The organism is Nocardia sp. NPDC003693 (assembly GCF_053981095.1).
In genome coordinates, this window is record NZ_JBSFNO010000010.1 from 120,809 (window position 1) to 139,444 (window position 18,636).

Consider the following 18,636-nt stretch of genomic DNA (forward strand, 5'->3'; position numbering starts at 1 on the left):
GGGAACTCCCCCATCGACACGAACGCGGAACCCCGATTATGCGCCTCGGGCCGGGCTCGCACCGTGGGTTCCACGATGCGAACCCGGCCGGGCAAAGTCAGCGACCGGCGTGGATCGCGTTGGCCACCACCGCATCACCCTGCGTGGACGGGTGGAAGAACAGGCCGCCGAAGTCGGCGCGCGGATCGAAGACGCCGTTCACCCACGGGGTGGCCGAGCAGAGGCCGTGACCGGCGGTCAGCGCGCGGGCGTCGATGAACTCCAGACCGAGAATCTCCGCCGCCTCGCGCTGCGCCCGATCGATCCGATCGAAGTACTCGACCGCGGCGCGACCGCGCGGATTGACGAACGGGGCCACGCCGAAGAAGTTGAGGCACACCGTATCCGAGCCCGACACGAACAGTTCCGGGTAACCGACCAGCACCAGGCGCGCGTTCGGCGCGTAGTAGCGGATGTAGGTCACCGCGTTGCGCATGCGCTCGGCGAAGAGTTTTCCGGAGACGCCGTTGTAGTCGGGTATCCGGCCCTCGTCCACGGCCTCCGGCCCGCAGCCGAGTTCGACGTTGAACACGCACTGCTGCAGCGAGTTCCACATCGTCTGCTCGTTCTTGCCCCACTTGTCGTTCATCCCGAACTGGAACGTGACGACCTTGGTGCGCGGCCCGAAGGCCCCCTCCTCGTCCGCCCGCTTGGCCTGCATGGCCAGGGTCCACCCCGGCCCGCTGTCGATCGAGGCCCCCGGGCACGACGGATTCGACATGCGGTCGGTCCCGTCCACCCCCATCAGCTTGCCCAGCTGAGTGGGCCACGCCGTCGGACCGTGCCGACGGCAGTCGGTCTCCTGCTCGATGATGTTCCACACGTTCGCCGAGAACGAATCCCCCAGCACGACGAGTTCCTTGCCCTCGGGCGCCGGGTCGGCCCCCGCCGCCGTCGCCCCGCTGACCGACGCGGAGACCGCCACCGCCGCCGTACACAGCCACCGCACGCCACTGCCGAACACTCGAACTTCCCGCCTTATACCGAATTGCCCGCCGACCGCGTCGAATGTGGCCAACCTGTGCACTTTCGGCCAGACAGTACTGCAGACACAAATCCCCGGCAACGCCTTCGGTCGGCCGCAGACGAATTCAGCGGGCGCTCCCGGATTTCCCGCGGTGGAATCCATAATTCTGCCGATAATTCTGTCGGCTTGACGATCGATCGATCGGATGCTCCGCGACACCGGCACGATTGCCGATGATCTTTCCGGGTAGCCGGAGGACAGAGCGCCCCCGAACGAAAGGACACCAGCCATGACTACCAGCCCCGATGCCGCACGTCGGGCGGACCGTGAACGCGATGAGGACGAGCCCGCGGCCGAGCCCGACCCCATCGCCACCACCGAAGACCAGGCCGCCAACATGGATAACGAGGGCGACACCCCGAACTGAGGAAAGACGGCGCGAATTCGCCTCTCCCGGCCGCCTGAACCGAATGGCAGCGGCACTCGAATTCAGCGTCGGGCCCGATTCCGATGCGACCGATTCAGCGGGCGAGCACCGACCGGAACATCGCGGCGGCGGCATCGGCTGCCGCGTCGATGAGCCGGGGGTCGTCGTAGAAGTCGATCTGCCCCACCGACTCCAGCCAGAGCTCGGACTTGGGGCTCGGCACCGTCGCGTAGAACTTGCGCGCGAAGGCCGGGACCAGGGCGTTCTCCGAATGCACCAGCAGGTACGGCACGGCGATCCGGGCGGCCGCCTCGACGGCGTCGAATTCGCCCGTGTAGGCGAAGGATTCGACGGCGAACGCATTGGTGTAATTGGGCACCGCGCCGCGGGGAGTCCCGTAGTACTCGTACGCCTCACGCAGCGGCATACCCACGTCGCCGCCGTCCGGGGCGACCGCCGGAATCGTTTCGGTGACACCGGTTTCGAGTCGGCGCCGTTCGGCCGCCCGGCCCCGGGCGATGGCCTCCGCGCTCGGCGTCGCGACAGATGTGTCGGAGTAGTACCCCGCGACACCGGCGTACGCCCGGATCCGCGGGTCGTCCGCGACCGCGCGCGCCATGTACCCGGCCCCGGCGCACACGCCCAGCGCGACCACCGGCAGCTCCCGGGTCCGCTCGTCGCCGAGCAGCGCCGTCACCGCCGCACCGATGTCCTCGGCCTTGCCGTACGGATTCTCGAACTGACGCGGCTGCCCCTCGCTCTCCCCGAAGGTGCGGTGGTCGAACGCGAGCGCCGCGAACCCGCGCGCGGCCAGCGCCCGGGCGTACGCGCCCGACGCCTGCTCCTTGACCGAGGTCAGCGGACCGGTGGTGACCACCGCGGCGAGCGGCTCGCCGGCAGGCAGGTGCAGCACACCCGCGAGCCGGTCGCCCGCGCTGGTGAAGCCGAATTGTGCTGTGCTCATTCAATCCTTCAATCGTTGTGACGGCGTGAGCCTATGCGGGCACCGCCGTACAGCCGCACACCACAACCGGGCGACCGCACGCGCCCATTCCCGCATCCGGAAATATCACCGTCGCGACTTCGCACGCGAGCGCGCCGGTGGACCCGTCGGGCGAACCGGTCTGATTGCAACGGCCCGTTGCGGGAAACCGGGGACAACGACCGGCATCCGTCACCGCGACGGGCGCCGCACGATGGCAGGAGGTTCGGATTGTCTGTCGACCGGCAGGACGTCGATATCCCGACGAGGGTGGCCGATCCCGGCGAGCGCCACGATGATCTCGTGGCCGCGGAGCGGTTCGCCGTCCGCAGCGGCGTGGCGCTGCTGGTCGCCGTGGCCGTCGGAATCGGTTTCGGTGCGCTCGCGGTGTCGGCCCGCACCCGGTGGGAGCCGATGCAGCGGGTGGACCAGCAGATCGTCGACCGGGTGGTCTCGGTGGTCGCGGCCAACGACGCACTGCGCAGCGGCCTGGAGGTCCTGACCAGGTTCGGATCGAGCGTCACCCTGGTCGTAATGCTCGCCCTCGCCGCCATCTGGCTGGCCCAGCGCGACCAGAAACGCCTCGCGGTGTACGTAATCCTGGCAGCCACAGGCAGTTTCATCCTCAACGTCGCGGTCAAGGCGGTGGTGGGACGACTGCGCCCCGAAGCCGAGAATCCGGTCTACACCGCGGGCGGGTGGAGCTTCCCCAGTGGCCATTCGATGAATTCCCTGGTGTGCTACGGGATTCTGCTGCTGGTGTTCCTTCCGGCCATGGGCGCCAAGACACGGCGCGCGGTCGTCGCGGTCGTGACGCTGCTCGTCATCGCGATCGGGTTCAGCCGGATAGCGCTGGGCGTGCACTTCGTCACCGACGTGCTCGCCGGCTGGCTGCTGGGGTCGCTGTGGCTCGCCTCGGCCACCGTCGCCTTCCTGCGCTGGCGACGCGATTCGGGCATCCCCGAGGACGGACCGCTGCCGGGCGATCTGCCCGGGGACGACGAGCGGGAGCTGCGGCCCGTCCCGGACGCGCACGCGGCCCCGCTGCCGCACCCGTGGCGCGGGGCGGCGCGGCTCGCGGCGGGCTGGCTGCTGGTGGGAGCGCTGCTCGCCGGACTGGGCCTGACGATCCGGGCACTCCAGTCCGACACCACCGCGCTGCGGGGAGATTACGACAGCGTGGCGACGCTGTCCGAAAACCGCAATCCCACACTGAATTCCATTCTCGGCGTGTTCGGCGAGGTCGGCAACACCGCCGCCGTGATCGTCGTCGCCCTCATCGTCGCGGTCCTGGCGCTGGGCGCACAGCGTGACTGGCGCCCGGCCCTGTTCCTCGCGGTGGCCATGCTCGGCGAGATCACCCTGTTCCTGGCGACCACCGCGATCGTCGACCGCGACCGCCCCCGCGTCAACCACCTGGACCCGAATCTCCCTCCGACTTCCAGCTTCCCGTCCGGGCACGTCGCGGCGGCCCTGACGCTCTACCTGAGCATCGCGCTGCTGCTGTGGTTCACCACGACCGGACGGCGCTACCGGGTCCTGGCCGCGATCGTGCTGCTGATCCCGGTTCTGGTTGCCGCGCAACGGCTCTACGCGGGCGCGCACCACCCCACCGACGTGCTCGGCTCGGTCATCCTGGCCGTGGCGTGGACGACCATCTCCTGGCGGGTCATCGCACCCGCGCGCCCCCGCACGCCACAACGCCCCGAACCGGCCTCACTGTGAAATCAACTGCCGCTCGGCGCTTTCCGCCACCGGCGAGCGGGTGCGCCGCAACCACCGCGGCGCCCACCAGCACCGGTCGTCCAGGATCGCCATGGAGGCCGGGACCAGCAGTATGCGCAGGATGGTGGCGTCGATGAACAGCGCCGCCATCATCCCGTAGGCGATGTACTTCATCATCAGCAGGTCGGAGAAGGCGAACGCGCCCACCACGACCAGCAGCACGAGCGCGGCCGCGGTGATGATGCGAGCGGTCTCGGCCGTCGCGGTGCGAATCGCCTCGCGGGTGGACAGCCCGGACGCGCGCGCCTCGGCGATCCGGGACAGCAGGAAGACCTCGTAATCGGTGGACAGGCCGTAGATCACCGCGATGACGACCACCAGGATGAGCGCCATGATCGGTTGCGGGGTGAAGTCGAGCAGGCCCGCGCCGTGGCCCTCGATGAAGACCCAGGTCAGTATCCCCAGGGTCGCGCCGAGCCCGAGGGCGTTGAGCAGCGCCACCTTCAGCGGCAGCACCACCGACCCGAAGGCGAGCCACAGCAGCACCGTGGTGGTGAGCAGGACGATCGCCAGCATGGGTGGCAGCCGATCCGCCAGAGCGCGCAGACTGTCCCGCAGGATCGCCGGCTGACCGCCGACCAGCAGGGTCGCGCCGTCCGGCACCGCGATGGCGCGCAGGGCGTCCACGGTGGGTCCGCCGTTGTGCGAATCCACCAGCGGCGCTTCGGTGACGAACACGTCCGGCAGCTCGGTGCTGCGGCGGGGCACGGCGAAGGGCGCCGCCAGCCCCGGAACGGTGTTGGCCGCGGTCCAGACCGCGCCCGCCGCCGTGGGATCCGAGGTCCGGATGATCAGGTGCACCGGATCGACCCGGCGCTGGGGGAACAGCTCGTCGAAATGCTCCTGGGCCACCCGCGTGGGGTGCTCCGGGGGCAGGAAGCGTTCGCTGATACCGCCGAAACTCATGTCGGCGACCGGCGCGATGAGCAGCAACAGCCCCGCACACACCGAAACGAACACCGCGACACGATGTTTCACCACCCGAGCGATCAGGCGATACCAGCCCGCACCGGACCCGCGACGCTGAAACCGCCGCACCCCGAGCAGATTCACCCGCCGCCCGAGCAGGGTGAGCAGCGCGGGCAACACCGTCAGGGCCGTGATCGCCGCCAGCGCCACGGTCACCATCGCCCCGAGTGCGAAGGACCGCAGGAAGTTCTGCGGGAACAGCAGCACGCCGCCGCTGGCCGCCACCACGATGACCGCCGAGAACGCGACCGTGCGACCGGCCGTGGCGACCGCCCGCCGCGCCGCCGCCTCGACCTCGTCGCCCGCGTCGAGCTGCTCCCGGAACCGGCTCACGATGAACAGCCCGTAGTCGACCGCCAGACCGAGACCGATCATCGAAACAACCGGTGAGACGAAGGAATTCACCTCCATGCCGGTCGCGATGACCCGCATGACGCCCCACGCCGCGGCCACCGTCAGCGCGCCGATCACCAGCGGCAGCGCCGCCGCCACCGCACCGCCGAAGACGAAGAACAGCAGCACCGCCACCGCCGGAATGGCGAGCAGTTCCATGCGCAACTGGTCCTGCACCATGGTGTCGTTGAGCGCGCCACCCACGGCCTGTCCGCCCGCGACCTGCATCTCGACCCCGTCGAGCCGCAGCGCGCCGGCGATCGTGCGGTAGTCCCGCATGACCGTGGTCTCGTCGTCACCGGCCAGCGCGATGGAGGCGAAGCCGTACTGCCGATCCTCGGTGCCGAAGACATTGCGCTGCGCCACACCGGTTTCGGTCGGCCAGTAGGCGCCGTTCACCTTCGAGATCTCGCGCGGATGATCACGCGGCAGGCTGTCCAGGAACCCGGACACCGTGGACGCGAAACCCGGGTCGTCGATCGTCGCGCCGTCGGGCGCCCGGAACAGCAGGATCACGTCCCCGGCGCGGTCGCGCCCGAACGCGCTCTCGCGCAACCAGGCCGCCCGCACCGATTCCGACCGCGGATCGTCCCAGCCGCCCGAGCTCAGGTGCGCGTGCAACCCCAGTCCGTAACCGCCGAGGGCGAGCAGGCCCGCCGACACCAGACCGAGCACCAGCAACCGCCGGCGCACGACGAAATCCGCCCACAGCGCGAACCCGATGAACAAAGAACACTCCCGAGATCGTGGGTACGCGCGCCGATGCTACCCGGCGCCACCGGACCGCAGGAGCGATTCGTGGCGCCTCACAGAACCCCGGACGAACCTTTGTGGCCGTGGATCAACCTGCTCGCTCGGCGGACGAAACCCCTTGTGGCAGCGTTAATATCGGCCGCACCACAGCGCGGTGGGCGGCCGATGTCCACGGCCGCAGAGTCCGGTCGTGCCGCACGTCCGGACGATGATCCGGCGTCGTTCCCCTTCGAGAGACCGCCGTTGTCTTGCGCGCCCCTTCGAAAGGAAACCTATGTCGGATATCGCTGTCGTCGGTATCGGGTGCCGTTATGCCGGCGGAATCGACTCACCGCAGAGTTTCTGGGATTTCGTGGTCGAGAAGCGGGACGGGGTCGTGGAGATACCGGCCACCCGCTGGGACTACCGCCGCTGGTACGACGAGGACCGCCGGGCGCCGGCCCGCAGTTACACCAAGCACGGAGCCTTCCTGACCACCGACCCGTGGGAGTTCGATCCCGACTTCTTCGGCATCTCCCGGCGCGAGGCGACCGGACTCGATCCGCAACAGCGGCTGCTGCTCGAAATCACTTGGGAGGCACTCGATGACGCGGGCGTCGCGGCCCGGGCGGCCGGTGCACCGGTCGGGGTGTACGTGGGCGGATTCGTGGTCGATCAGTCGGTCGTCGGCGTGGTCGGCCCGGCGCTGCCGCAGGTGGACATGCATACCGCGGCCAGCGCCTCCTACACGATGCTCTCCAATCGAATCGCGTACGCGCTCAACCTGACCGGACCCGCGCTCACCGTCGACACCGCGTGCTCGTCCTCGCTCGTCGCGGTGGATCTGGCCTGTCAGGCCCTGAACCGCGGCGACTGCGCGGTGGCGCTGGCGGGCGGGGTGAACATCATGCTGCAGCCCGAAACGTTCGTCATGATGTGCAAGGGCGGCTTCCTGGCCGCGGACGGGCGGTGCAAATCCTTCGACGCGGCCGGCGACGGCTACGGCCGGGGCGAGGGCGGCGGCATGATCGTGCTCAAGCGCCTCGACGACGCCGTGCGCGACCGCGACCGCGTCTACGCGGTCATCAAGGCCAGCGGGACCAACCAGGACGGGCGCACCACCGCGATCACCGTGCCGAACGCCACGGCGCAGGAGTCGCTGGCCCGAACCGTTTGCGCCCGTGCGGGATTGGATCCGCAGGACATCACCTACGTGGAAGCGCACGGCACCGGCACCCCGGTCGGCGACCCGATCGAACTGCGCGCCCTGGGCCGGGTCTACGGTGCGGCGGGCGGGCGCCCCGGCACCCTGGGCGTCGGTTCGCTCAAGGCCACCCTGGGCCACACCGAGGCCGCCTCCGGGGTGGCGAGCGTGATCAAATCCGCGCTCGCCATCTCCCATCGCACGATCCCCCCGCAGGGCTGGTTCGACACCGCCCACCCGGACATCCCATTCGCCGAGCTGAACCTGCACGTCCAGCTCGAGCCGGAGCCCGTCGATCCGGCGGTCGAGCGTATGACCATCGCGGTCAACGGATTCGGCTACGGCGGCACCAACGCGCACGTCATCCTGACCGAGCACGCCGCCACGGCCGAGCCGGAACCACACGCCCCCAGGCATTTCGGGGTGCTGCCGGTCTCGGGCCGCAGCCCCGCGGCGGTCCGCGAGCTCGCCGGGCGGTTCGCCGACCTGCTGGCGGCGGGCGCGGATCGGGATCGGCTGGCCGAGGCGGCCTGGACCCGCATGGCCCATCATCCGTACCGCACCGGGGTCCCCGTCGGGGACGACCTCGGGCGGGAGTTGCGTCGCTATTGCGCGGGCGACGGCAGGGACGCGGTGCGCACTCCCGCGCACCGCGTTCCCGAGCCGGTCTTCGTCTTCTCGGGCATGGGCCCGCAGTGGTGGGGCATGGCGCGCGAATTGCTGGGCGCCGACGGCGTTTTCGCGCGAACGGCGCAGCGCGTGGACGAGGCGTTCCGGGCGATCGCCGGCTGGTCGATCATCGAGGAACTGCTGCGGCCCGAGGAAGAATCCCGGGTCACCGCCACCGAGGTGGCCCAGCCCGCGAACTTCCTGGTGCAGGTCGCGCTCGTGGACGAACTGGCCGAACTCGGCGTCGTCCCGGCGGCCATCGTCGGCCACAGCGTCGGTGAGGTGGCCGCCGCGTACGTCGCGGGCGTGCTGTCGCTCGAGGACGCGGTCACCGTCGCCTATCACCGGGCGCGGCTGCAGGCCACCACGGCCGGATCCGGCGGGATGCTCGCGGTGGGCCTGCCCGCCGACAAGGCGACCGCGCTGATCGAGGACGACGCGCGGGTGGACATCGCCGCGGTCAACGGCCCGGGCTCGGTCACGCTGTCCGGCGAGGTGGAGCGCCTGGACGAGATCGCCGAAACCCTCACCGACGACGGCGTATTCGCGCGCAGACTGCACGTGGAGGTGCCCTACCACAGCCGGCTGATGGACCCGATCCTGGACGAACTGCGCACGGCGCTGGCGCGCATCACGCCGCACGAGCCCCGGCTGCCGCTGTACTCCACCGTGACCGGCGCGTCGGTCACCGCCGCGACCTGGGACGGCGACTACTGGTGCGCGAACGTACGCAGGCCGGTGCGCTTCGCCGCCGCCGTAGCCGCCCTGGCCGCCGCCGACCACCGCGTGTTCCTCGAGGTCGGCCCGCACCCGGTGCTGTCGGGCAACATTCGCGAGGTACTGCTGGGCGTCGACGACACCGGTGTCACAATCGCGACCCTCGATCGCAAGCAGCCCGATTCGGTGAGCCTGCGCCGCACCCTCATCGGCCTGTACGCCGCCGGCGTCGTGAGCACCGAAACCCTCTTCCCCGCAGACCATCCCGTCACCGCGCATCTGCCGCTCCCCCGCTACCCCTGGCAGCACGTGCGTCTGCACGCCCCGCACCCGCTGTTCGAGCAGCTGCGCCTGGGCACCCCGGGCGGCTACGCCATGCTCGGCGACCCGGACCTGGAGGGTCGCTCGGGTTGGCAGCTGCAGGTCGGCGCGCAAACCCTGCCGTGGATCGCCGACCACGTGGTCGCGGGCTCGCGCATCCTGCCCGGCGCCGCGTATCTCGATGCGGCGCTCAGCGCGGCCGCGGGCCGTTCCCGGCACGGCCGGGTGGCGCTGGAGGGGGTGCGCTTCGTCGCGCCGCTGATCATGGCGCCCTCGGACATTCCGCTGCTGGAGACCAGCGTCGAGGATTCCAGCGGCCGCTTCCTCATCCGCTCGCGCGCCGCCACCGGCTCGGTGTGGACCGTGAACGCCACCGGCCGCCTGCTGACCGACGGCTACGAGCCGTCGAAAGTCAGCGTCCCCGAGGATGATTCGGCCACCGAGTTCGATCCGGAGCTGTTCTACGCCGCCCTGGCCGCACGCGGGCTGCAGTACGGCCCCGCGTTCCGCCGGGTGACCTCGGTGCGCGCCACCGTGGACACCGTGGTGGCCGCGGTCGACGCGGGCATCGGCCTCGACTCCGGTCATCTGGCCCACCCCGCGGTCGTCGACGCCGCCATGCAGACGGTCGCGCTGCTGTTCGCGGACGCGAGCATGGGCGAGGGCGCCATGGTTCCGGTCGGAGTGGAGGACGTGCGCCTGTACGGCCCGCTGCCCGAGCAGGTCACGGTCGTCGCCCGCCGCGACCCGAACTCCCCGCTCTGCGCGGACGTGGACCTGCTCGACGAGGACCGCAACCTGTGCCTGCGCCTGATCGGGGTGCGGGTGGGCGCGCTCAACCCGGGCGCGGACCCGCTGCGGCGCATGGTCGATTTCTTCTACACCGACACCATGGAACTGCGCGACCCGCTGGATCCCGGCGTGCTGCCCCCGACCAACGGCACCGCGAGCGTGGTGGTGGCGCTGGGTCTCGGCGGCCGCGCCGATCGGCTCGCCACGGTGCTGCGGCCCTCCCGGTATCTGCACGCCGATGCCGCCGACACGGATCTGGAAACCGAACTGGCCGCCGAGTTGGCCGCCGCCGCGGCCGAACCCGGTGTGCACCAAGTGCATGTCTGCGTGGTCGCGGGCGCGATCGAGGACGATCTGGCCGCGCTGTGGGCGTTCAAGCGGATCGCGGTCGCGGTGGACGAGCACGCGGCGAGCACCGAGGACGCGGACGCGATGTCCACCGAGGCGGGCCGGTTCCGCGCGACGCTGATCACCGAGCGCGCCTTCACCCTGCCCGGCAGCACTGTGCTGCCCAACTCGGCGCAGGCGGCGCTCGCCGGGGCCCGGCGGGTGCTGCTCAACGAGCAGTTGCGCCTGCGCTGGCGGCTGGTGGACATCGAGCCCGGTATCGCGCTCATCGATCTGGTCACCGAACTGGCGGTACCCGGCGCGTTCACCCTGGACAATTCCGACGAGATCCTGCTGCGCGGCGGCAAGCGCTGGGCCCCGGTGATCCAGCGGGCACTGCAGGACCGGGTCGACACCCTGGACACCGCGGTCCCGCTCACCGATTCGAACGCCAATTTCGCACTGGAACAACCGCGTTCACGCCTGCTCTCGGCGCTGACGTGGCGGGCCTGCGCCCGGCCCGATCCCGGGCCCGGCGAGGTCGAGGTGCGCATGCGGGTGGTCGGGCTCAACTACAAGGACCCGCTCAAGGTCATGGGCATCCTGGGCGAACGCGAGCTGGGCGCGACCTTCTTCGGCACCGCCCCGGGCATGGAGGGCGTCGGCACGGTGGAGCGCGTCGGCCCCGGGGTGGCCGGGGTGGCGGTCGGCGACATGGTGGCCGTGGCCGCCAAGGACATGATGCGGCGCTTCCGCATCGTGAACGAGCACCTGGTGATCCGGCTGCCCGCCGGTGCGGCGCCCGAATTGTGCACCAGCACCACCGCTTTCGGCACGGCCGAGTACGCGCTGGTCGATCTGGCCCGACTGCTCAACGGCGAGACCGTGCTGATCCACGGCGCCGCCGGCGGCGTCGGCTCGGCCGCCATCCAGGTCGCCAAGGCCCTGGGCGCGCGGGTCATCGGCACCGCGGGCACCGACGAGCGCCGGGCGCACATCCTCGAACTCGGCGCCGACCACGCGCTGAACTCGCGGTCGCTCAACTTCGCCGACGACGTGCTGGCCCTGACCGACGGGCTCGGCGCGGACGTGGTGCTGTCCACCGCTCCGGGCGAGATCCTGCGCCAGAACTTCAAGGCCGTAGCCGAATTCGGAAGGATCGTCGAGGTCGGCAAGGCCGACGTCTACACCGGCGGACTGCTCGAACTCGCCAATTTCGACAAGAACCTGACGTACTTCTCCATCGACCTGGACCGCATGTGCGCGGTGCGGCCCCGGCAGCTGGCCGAACTGCTGCGCCGGGTCTACAGCAAGATCGAGGCCGGGTTCTATCGCGCCCTGCCCTTCGAGACGTTCGAAACCCACGAGGTGGCACAGGCTTTCGACGAGGTCATCCGCTCCTCGCGGACTTCCCGGGTCGCGCTGCGCCTCGACGCTGCCGCCCCGCCCGTGCGGCCGAACCTGCCCGAGGTCCGAATCGACCGCGCGGCAACCTATCTGGTGACGGGCGGCTTCGGCGGCTTCGGCCTGACCACCGGCCGCTGGCTGGTCGGCCGGGGCGCGCGGCGGCTCATGCTCGTCGGGCGCAGCGGCGCGGCCACCGCGGCCGCCCGCCAGCAGATCGCGGCCTGGCGGGCGCTGGGGGTCGAGGTCCTTGAAGAATCCGCCGACGTCACCGATTTCGCGGCCGTGGCCGGTTTCATCGCCCGCGCGCACAGCACCGGGCATCCGCTGCGCGGCATCTTCCATGCCGCCGGGGCGGTCTCGGACAACCGCGTGACCGCCATGGATCTGGATCAGCTGGCCCGGGTGTACCGCCCGAAGGTGCACGGCGCGCGCGCCCTGCACCGCGCGGTCACCGCGGCCGGCATCGAGCTGGACGCCTTCGTGCTGTACTCCTCGGGCGGCTCGATGTTCGGCATCTTCGGCCAGTACAACTACTGCGCCGCGAATGTCGCGGTCGAGGCGCTCGCCGAGCAGTGGGCCCGCACCGGGATGCCCGCGCTCTGCATCGGCTGGGGCCACATGTCCGGTGCGACAGGCGGTATGGCGGCCGAAGAGAAGGTGTCCAAGTACCTCGACCTGGTGGGCTTCGCCGCCATCGACATGGCCGACGGCACGTCGTATCTGGAGCAGTCCCTGCGCCTGGGCGTGACACGCGCCGCGATCATCCCCACCGACTGGGGCAAGCTCACCGCGGCCTTCCCGCAGATGGCCCGGATCGGTCGCGTGGCCACCCTGGTCGCGACCTCGGTGCGGGACAATTCCGCACTGGCGCAATTGAAGACCGAGCTGGGCGCGCTGGAGGAGAGCAAGCGCGGACAGGCCGTGGCCCGCATGCTGGCCGATCAGCTGGCTGTCGTCATGGGGGTGTCGCCGGAGTCGATCGACCTGACCGTGCCGGTGCCCGAACTCGGCCTGGATTCGCTCATGGCCGTCGAATTCGGTGCGCGCGTCGCCAAACAGCTCGGCATCGAACTCATGTCGTTGCAGATGGGCCGCACCTTCAGCCTGCTGCAGGCCGGGCCGAAGGTGGCCGAACTCATCCTGGCCACCGGCGAGCCCGTCGGGGCTCATCCGTGACCGAGATCGCCGCCGATCGCCGGGCCGAGCCGGGCGGCGCGACCGCCTGGCTCGGCTTCGCGGGCTGCCTGATCGCGGTGTTCATGCAGATGATCGACGTGACCATCGTGAACACCGCACTCCCGGCCATGACCGCGGACCTGGACGCGACCCGCCAACAGCAACTGCTGTTCGTCACCGCGTACTCGCTGGCCTTCGCCTGCACCCTGCTGACCGCGGCCCGCCTCGGTCAGCTGCTGGGGCGCCGAGTCATGTTCCTGGCCTCGGTGGTCGCGTTCACCGCGGCCTCGGTGTGGTGCGGAATGGCGGACAGCGCAGGGGAACTGGTGATCGCGCGGACCGTTCAGGGCGCGGCGGGCGCGGGCATGGGCGCGCAGACGATCGCCATCCTGACCGCCACCTTCCCGCGCCGCCTGCACGGGCAGGTGTTCGCCCTGTACGGCGGCGTGGCCGGATTCGCGGGCATGCTCGGGCCGATCCTGGGTGGAGCGCTGGTGACCGCGAATCCTTGGAATCTGGGCTGGCATTCGGTGTTCATGATCAACCTGCCGCTGGGGGTGCTGGCCTTCGGGCTGGGTCTGCGGTATCTGCGCCTGGGCAGGCCCCGCGAGCGGGTGCGGTTCGATCCGGGCGGGGCCGTGCTCTCGACCGTGAGCCTGTTCGCGCTGCTGTACGCGCTGACCGACCTCCAGCAGCACGGGTGGCGCGCCATGACCGCCGTGCAACTGGGCGTGGCGCTGCTGTGGGGGGCGGTGTTCGTCGCGCAACAGCGCTGGGCCGCCCGTCACGGCGCCGACCCGCTGCTGCGCTTCGACCTGTTCGCCGATCGCGGATTCGCGGTCGGGGCCGGCCTGGTCGCGGTCTTCTTCGGCCTGTTCACCGCGTTCGTGTTCACGGTGTCGGTCACCCTGCAGGACGAGATGGGCCTGTCGCCCTGGCATACCGGGCTGCTGATGACCCCGTTCGCACTCGGCGCCGGCGCGGGCGCGCTCGCCTCACCGATCCTGGTGGGGCGGTGGGGCGTTCGCACGCTGGCCGCCGGAATGGCGCTGTACGGCGGCTGTGTCGTCTTCGGCACGACGTACCTGTACCTCGTCGAGAGCGTGCCCGCCCTGCCCCTGGCCGCCGGGCCGGTCTTCCTGTCCGGTCTGGGCGTCGGGCTGTTCGGCGTGCAGTTGCAGCCGATCATGCTCTCGGCACTGGACCAGGCGCGCATGGACGCGGCCTCGGGACTGCTGCCGACCATCGAGCAGATCGGCAACGGACTGGGACTGGCCCTGTTGAGCGCGGTGTTCTTCCGCTCGCACACCATGACGGGCAGCATCACCATGTTCGCCGCCATCGCGGTCGTGGCGCTGCTGGTCGCCGCGGCCACCCTCGCCCTGCCCGAACCGGCCGAGCGGCCATGACATTCCCGAGCGCCGCCGACCCCGGGGTTCCCGCGAAGTCCGCGACCGCGACCGGATCGCCCGCGCCGCACCCGTTCGCCTGGCGGGCGGTTGGTCTCGTCACCGCCGCGGCGGGCGCGCTGTTCGCGGTTCGCCTGGGCCGGTACGACTTCGGCGGGGACGAACTGTATTTCATCGCCGCCGGGAATCATCCGGCCTTCGGGTACGCCGATCAGGGCCCGCTGATCCCCCTGCTCGCCGCCGCCGCCAACGCGCTCGACCCCGGTTCCACGGTGGTGCTGCGCATTCCGGCGCTGCTCGCGACGCTGGCCGCGATCGTGCTCTGCGCCGCCATCACCCGGGAGTTCGGCGGCGGCCGCACCGCGCAGACGGTGGCGGCGCTGGCGTACGCCGCGACGCCCGCCGCGGTCATGCAGTCGGCGATCCTGACCACCTTCGCCCTGGACGCCACCTGCACCGCCGCGATCAGCTGGCTGCTCATCCGCTGGGTGCGGACCCGGCAGGACGTGCTGCTGGTGGCGGCCTGGCTGGTGGCAGCGGTGGATCTGCAGGTGAAATGGCTGGTTCCCATGGTGTGGGCCGGTCTGATCGCCGGCGTGCTGATCTTCGGTCCCCGGGAGATGCTGCGCCGCCGGGCATTCTGGCTCGGTGCCGCCCTGTTCGCCGCCGCCGCGGCGCCGACCGTGTGGTGGCAGCAGGCCAACGGCCGGCCGCAGCTGGGTATGGGCGCGGTGATTCGCGGGGAGCAACTGGCGACCAGCGGGGGCACCTGGGCCATGCCGTGGCAGGTCGTGATGGTGACCGGACCGCTGGGCGCGCTGCTGCTGGTGGGCATGTGGGCAGGTGTGCGCTGGGAGGCGTTGCGCCCCTATCGATTCCTGATCCCTATCGTGTGCGCGTGGCTGCTCGCGGTCCTGCTCGGCGGACTGCGCACGTACTACGTGGTCGGCGCGTTCCCCGGGCTGTTCGCGGCGGGCGCGGCGTATCTGGCCTGGCGCGGCCTCGGGACCTGGTTGCGCAGGTGCGGTGTCGTGCTGCTCGCGCTGGGCGCCGCGATCACCGTGCTCGCCGTACTGGCCCTGCCGATCTCCGAATCCCATCTCCGGCCCACCGACAGCTACGCCCAGATCGACTGGCGCGCAAGACTGTTCGGCCCGTCCGGCTGGGATGATCTGCTCGCGGGCGTCGAGGACGCGCACGGCCGGGTACCGGCGGCGCTGCACCCCGAACTGGTCATCATCACCCAGAACTACTGGCAGGCCGCCGGACTCGAACATTTCGGCCGGACCGTGCGCCTGCCACCGATCTACAGCACCAACCGGGGCTACGGGTACTTCCCACCACCGCCCGACACCGCCGAGGCCGTGCTGTACGTGGGCATCGACGAGCCCCGCACCGGAATCGGCGTCGACTTCGCGGAGGTCACCGCCCTCACCCGCATCGACCGGCCGCTCGGCTTCCCGAGCGTGAATCGCGATGTGACGGTGTGGTTGTGCCTCGAACCGCGCGTGCGCTGGTCCACCGCCTGGCCGAGCCTGCGCACCCTGCGCATGGTCGACGGCACGAGCAACTGACAGTGAAGAACAGGGATTGAACAATGGTGAGTTTCGGATTGATCGACGAGTGGGAGCCCACCCCCGGCCGCGTGCTGACCTGGGCCGCCACCCCCGCGGCACTGGCCGCCGCCGCGCTCGCGCCGGTCCATCCCGCGCCGCCGTCGCACCAGCAGGAGGAGTACCTGCGCGGCGCGGACCGCAACGCCGGCGCGGACTTCCGCTTCTCCGGACTGTGCCTGGTCACCGCCGAGGTACCGGGCCTGCTCGACCGCGGCGCCATGACCCGCGCCATCAACGCCTTCCTGCTCCGGCACGACACCTTCCGCACCTGGTTCGAACGCACCGGCGGCGGCGAACTGGTGCGCCATCTGCTGCCGCCCGAGGCGGTGGAGTTCGAGCCGACCGATCACGGCGAGATCGACAACGCCGAAGCCATCCGCCAGCACGTGCACAAGACCACGCCCGGCCCGTTCCAGTGGGACTGCTTCACCTTCGGCGCCATCGAGCACGGCGGCGGCACCACCCTGTACCTGGCGGTGGATCATCTGCACACCGACGGTGTCGCACAGTACATCTCGTGTTTCGATCTGGCCCAGCTGTACGCCCGGGAAATCGGCGAACTCACCGAACCGCTCATGGAACCCGCCAGTTTCGTGGACTACTGTGCGCGCGAGCGCGAGCGCTCGGCCCAGCTCACCCCGGCGTCGCCCGGGGTGCGCAGATGGCTGGAGCTGGTGCGCGGCAACGACGGCGAACTGCCGTGCTTCCCTTTGGATCTGGGCACCAGTCTGGACGGCTACAGCCGCAGCGCCCACCGCACCCTGCCGCTGTTCGACGAGACGCAGGCACGCGCCTTCGAGACGGCCTGCGCGACGCACGGCGCTGAATTCACCGGCGGCATCTTCGCGATCGCGGCCCTGACCCAGCGCGAACTCACCGGCGGCGACTACTACTTCGGCATGACGCCCATCAGCACCCGCGCGACCTTCGCCGAGATCGCCACCGTCGGCTGGTTCGTCACCCTGGTGCCGGTCGCGTTTCCGTTCAGCGCCACCGCGGATTTCGATCGCACCGTCACTCGCGCCCAGCGCGCCTACGAAAACGGGGTGCGCCTCACCGGCGTCTCGTTCCACCGCGTCCTGGAACTGGCCGCCGACGACGCGACGATCTCGGTGCCCGCCGGCTGGGTGACCCCGATGATCTCGTATGTCGATGCCCGGGACTTCCTCGGCAACGAGCTGTTCGATGTCGCGAACGGCGGCGTGTACGCCAATCGCGCTGCCAGCGAACAGGTTCTGATGTGGATCAACCGCCTGCCCGCGGGCACGTCACTGAGCGTCATCTACCCCGACACCCCGGTCGCGCACGAGTCGGTCGACCGCTACCTCACCGTCATGCGGGCCGGCTTCCTGCGCGCGGCGGGCGTGCTCGATCACTGATCCAGGGCCGCGGCGAACAGCGGCCAGGAGTTGTGCAGGTCCTGCTGCCAGTAGGGCCAGGAGTGGGTGCCGCTCGGGCGCATGTCGAAGGTCGCGGGAATGTCCAGCTCGCGCAACCGATCCCGGAGCTGCCCGGTGCACCGGGCGGTCACCGCGTCCAGGATCCCGCCGATCACCAGTTGATCGACCAGCTTGACCGGGTTCCCGTTCACCCCGGGCCCGCCCAGGGTGTCGTAGGGGCCCGGGACGCCGGTGCCGGTGGCGACGTAGATGGCCAGCCCGCGCAGCCCATCCGCGTGCAGGTAGGGGTCGTTGAGCGCCCAGGCCGGATCCCCCGGCGGGCCCCACATGTTCAGCGGATTGCCGCGGCGCGCGGCCACTATCGCGTTGACCATCAGCTGCCCGAACGGATCGCTCGTGCGCACGCAGCCGCTGTAGGAGCCGATCGCGCGGTATCGGCCGGGCGCGGCCAGGGCCAGCCGGAACACCGACGAACTCGCCATCGACAGGCCCGCGACCGCGTTGGCCCCGGTGCCGTGGAAGGCGGAGTCGATCACCGGCGGCAGTTCCGCGGTCAGGAAGGTGATCCAGCGCTGGCGGCCCAGAATCGGATCGTCGGCCCGCCAGTCCGCGAAGAACGTGCCCCCGCCGCCGATCGGCATCACCACGGTCACCTGTTTGTCGGCGAAGAAACGTTCGGCGTCGGTTCTGGTGAGCCAGTTCGCGCCGTCGCTCCACACCCCGCTGTCCGAACCGCCGTCGACGCCGTTGAGCAGGTACAGCACCGGCGCTGATCGCGAATCATCATGGGCCGGAAGTAGTTCCACCGGTATCGCGCGACCCATGGCGGCGGAGTAGACGCTCAGGTTCACTATCCGGCCCGGCCCCTGCCCGGCCGAGATCAGGTGCGCGCCATCGGCGCCGGGGCGCGCGGCGACCATCGCGCGCTCGGGCAGCGGGGCCTGGATCTCGACCACCGGATCGGCGCGCACGGTGCCGAACGAGGCAAGCAGGAGCAGGGTGACGGACAGCAGGGCCACGCGCATCATGCGGAGAAAAGTAGGCCCGTGCGAGCGCCGGAACGGCCGCTCGTCGCAATCCTGGAGAACGCTCCAGTTCGCGGGCATCGCCGCTGGTATCGGCCACAACGGCGGGTGCGGCGAAAAGATGAGCGACCGCGCACATCTGCCGCGCGAAGTTCCGCCGGGCCGCCACCATCCGTCGCCATCGCGCCTGGTCACGGCGCATTTCATCGGGTCCGGAAACCGGTCGCGGAAGGGAGTAGAAGGTGAGCCGATGATCACTTTAGAGTTCGACAGGCGCCG

General features: G+C 70.5%; 10 protein-coding genes. 6 read left to right on the forward strand and 4 right to left on the reverse strand.

Annotation, left to right across the window (positions count from 1 at the left end; translation table 11 throughout):
* Positions 1-97 precede the first annotated feature (97 nt).
* Positions 98-1,003 (reverse strand): SGNH/GDSL hydrolase family protein, encoded by a 906-nt coding sequence (locus ACWDOP_RS14105; RefSeq protein ID WP_456345387.1) that lies wholly within the window; start codon positions 1,001-1,003, stop codon positions 98-100.
* A gap of 292 nt (positions 1,004-1,295) precedes the next feature.
* On the opposite strand from ACWDOP_RS14105, the gene ACWDOP_RS14110 reads away from it, so the two are divergent.
* Complete coding sequence (locus tag ACWDOP_RS14110) at positions 1,296-1,433, forward strand: hypothetical protein (protein WP_456345388.1); 138 nt, start codon at positions 1,296-1,298, stop codon at positions 1,431-1,433.
* A gap of 94 nt (positions 1,434-1,527) precedes the next feature.
* Here ACWDOP_RS14110 and ACWDOP_RS14115 read toward each other — a convergent pair whose 3' ends face one another.
* Positions 1,528-2,397: an alpha/beta hydrolase gene (locus ACWDOP_RS14115; protein ID WP_456345389.1), complete on the reverse strand. Its 870-nt coding sequence runs from the start codon at positions 2,395-2,397 to the stop codon at positions 1,528-1,530.
* Between the two features lie 249 nt (positions 2,398-2,646).
* On the opposite strand from ACWDOP_RS14115, the gene ACWDOP_RS14120 reads away from it, so the two are divergent.
* The gene (locus ACWDOP_RS14120; RefSeq protein ID WP_456345390.1) at positions 2,647-4,140 is read left to right on the forward strand and encodes a phosphatase PAP2 family protein; all 1,494 of its coding nucleotides are present in this window, start codon (positions 2,647-2,649) and stop codon (positions 4,138-4,140) included.
* Here ACWDOP_RS14120 and ACWDOP_RS14125 read toward each other — a convergent pair.
* The gene (locus ACWDOP_RS14125; RefSeq protein WP_456345391.1) at positions 4,132-6,291 is read right to left on the reverse strand and encodes an MMPL family transporter; all 2,160 of its coding nucleotides are present in this window, start codon (positions 6,289-6,291) and stop codon (positions 4,132-4,134) included. The two genes, ACWDOP_RS14120 and ACWDOP_RS14125, sit on opposite strands and share 9 nt — an antisense overlap.
* Positions 6,292-6,589: 298 nt before the next feature.
* On the opposite strand from ACWDOP_RS14125, the gene ACWDOP_RS14130 reads away from it, so the two are divergent.
* The 4 genes from ACWDOP_RS14130 to ACWDOP_RS14145 are packed head-to-tail and all read left to right on the forward strand — an operon-like array spanning position 6,590 to position 17,311.
* Entirely contained in the window at positions 6,590-12,907 is a 6,318-nt protein-coding gene (locus ACWDOP_RS14130; protein WP_456345392.1) for a type I polyketide synthase, read from the forward strand.
* The gene (locus ACWDOP_RS14135; RefSeq protein ID WP_456345393.1) at positions 12,904-14,316 is read left to right on the forward strand and encodes an MFS transporter; all 1,413 of its coding nucleotides are present in this window, start codon (positions 12,904-12,906) and stop codon (positions 14,314-14,316) included. The genes ACWDOP_RS14130 and ACWDOP_RS14135 overlap by 4 nt, the downstream gene beginning before the upstream one ends.
* Positions 14,313-15,890 carry a glycosyltransferase family 39 protein gene (locus ACWDOP_RS14140; protein ID WP_456345394.1) on the forward strand — a complete coding sequence of 526 codons (1,578 nt, stop codon included), beginning with the start codon at positions 14,313-14,315 and terminating at the stop codon, positions 15,888-15,890. Before ACWDOP_RS14135 ends, ACWDOP_RS14140 begins: the two co-directional genes overlap by 4 nt.
* Positions 15,891-15,913: 23 nt before the next feature.
* Positions 15,914-17,311, forward strand: a complete 1,398-nt coding sequence (locus tag ACWDOP_RS14145; protein ID WP_456345395.1) for a condensation domain-containing protein — start codon at positions 15,914-15,916, stop codon at positions 17,309-17,311.
* Here the strand turns inward: ACWDOP_RS14145 and ACWDOP_RS14150 are convergent.
* On the reverse strand, positions 17,305-18,360 hold the full coding sequence (locus ACWDOP_RS14150) for an alpha/beta hydrolase (protein WP_456345396.1): 1,056 nt from the start codon (positions 18,358-18,360) through the stop codon (positions 17,305-17,307). The two genes, ACWDOP_RS14145 and ACWDOP_RS14150, sit on opposite strands and share 7 nt — an antisense overlap.
* Positions 18,361-18,636: the final 276 nt, after the last annotated feature.

Excerpts from the sequence above, each read along its gene's own strand:
- ACWDOP_RS14115 (WP_456345389.1), bottom strand. The coding sequence starts at position 2,397 with ATGAGCACAGCACAATTCGGCTTCACCAGCGCGGGCGACCGGCTCGCG.
- ACWDOP_RS14145 (WP_456345395.1), top strand. The coding sequence starts at position 15,914 with ATGGTGAGTTTCGGATTGATCGACGAGTGGGAGCCCACCCCCGGCCGC.
- ACWDOP_RS14150 (WP_456345396.1), bottom strand. The coding sequence starts at position 18,360 with ATGATGCGCGTGGCCCTGCTGTCCGTCACCCTGCTCCTGCTTGCCTCG.
- ACWDOP_RS14140 (WP_456345394.1), top strand. The coding sequence starts at position 14,313 with ATGACATTCCCGAGCGCCGCCGACCCCGGGGTTCCCGCGAAGTCCGCG.
- ACWDOP_RS14110 (WP_456345388.1), top strand. The coding sequence starts at position 1,296 with ATGACTACCAGCCCCGATGCCGCACGTCGGGCGGACCGTGAACGCGAT.
- ACWDOP_RS14130 (WP_456345392.1), top strand. The coding sequence starts at position 6,590 with ATGTCGGATATCGCTGTCGTCGGTATCGGGTGCCGTTATGCCGGCGGA.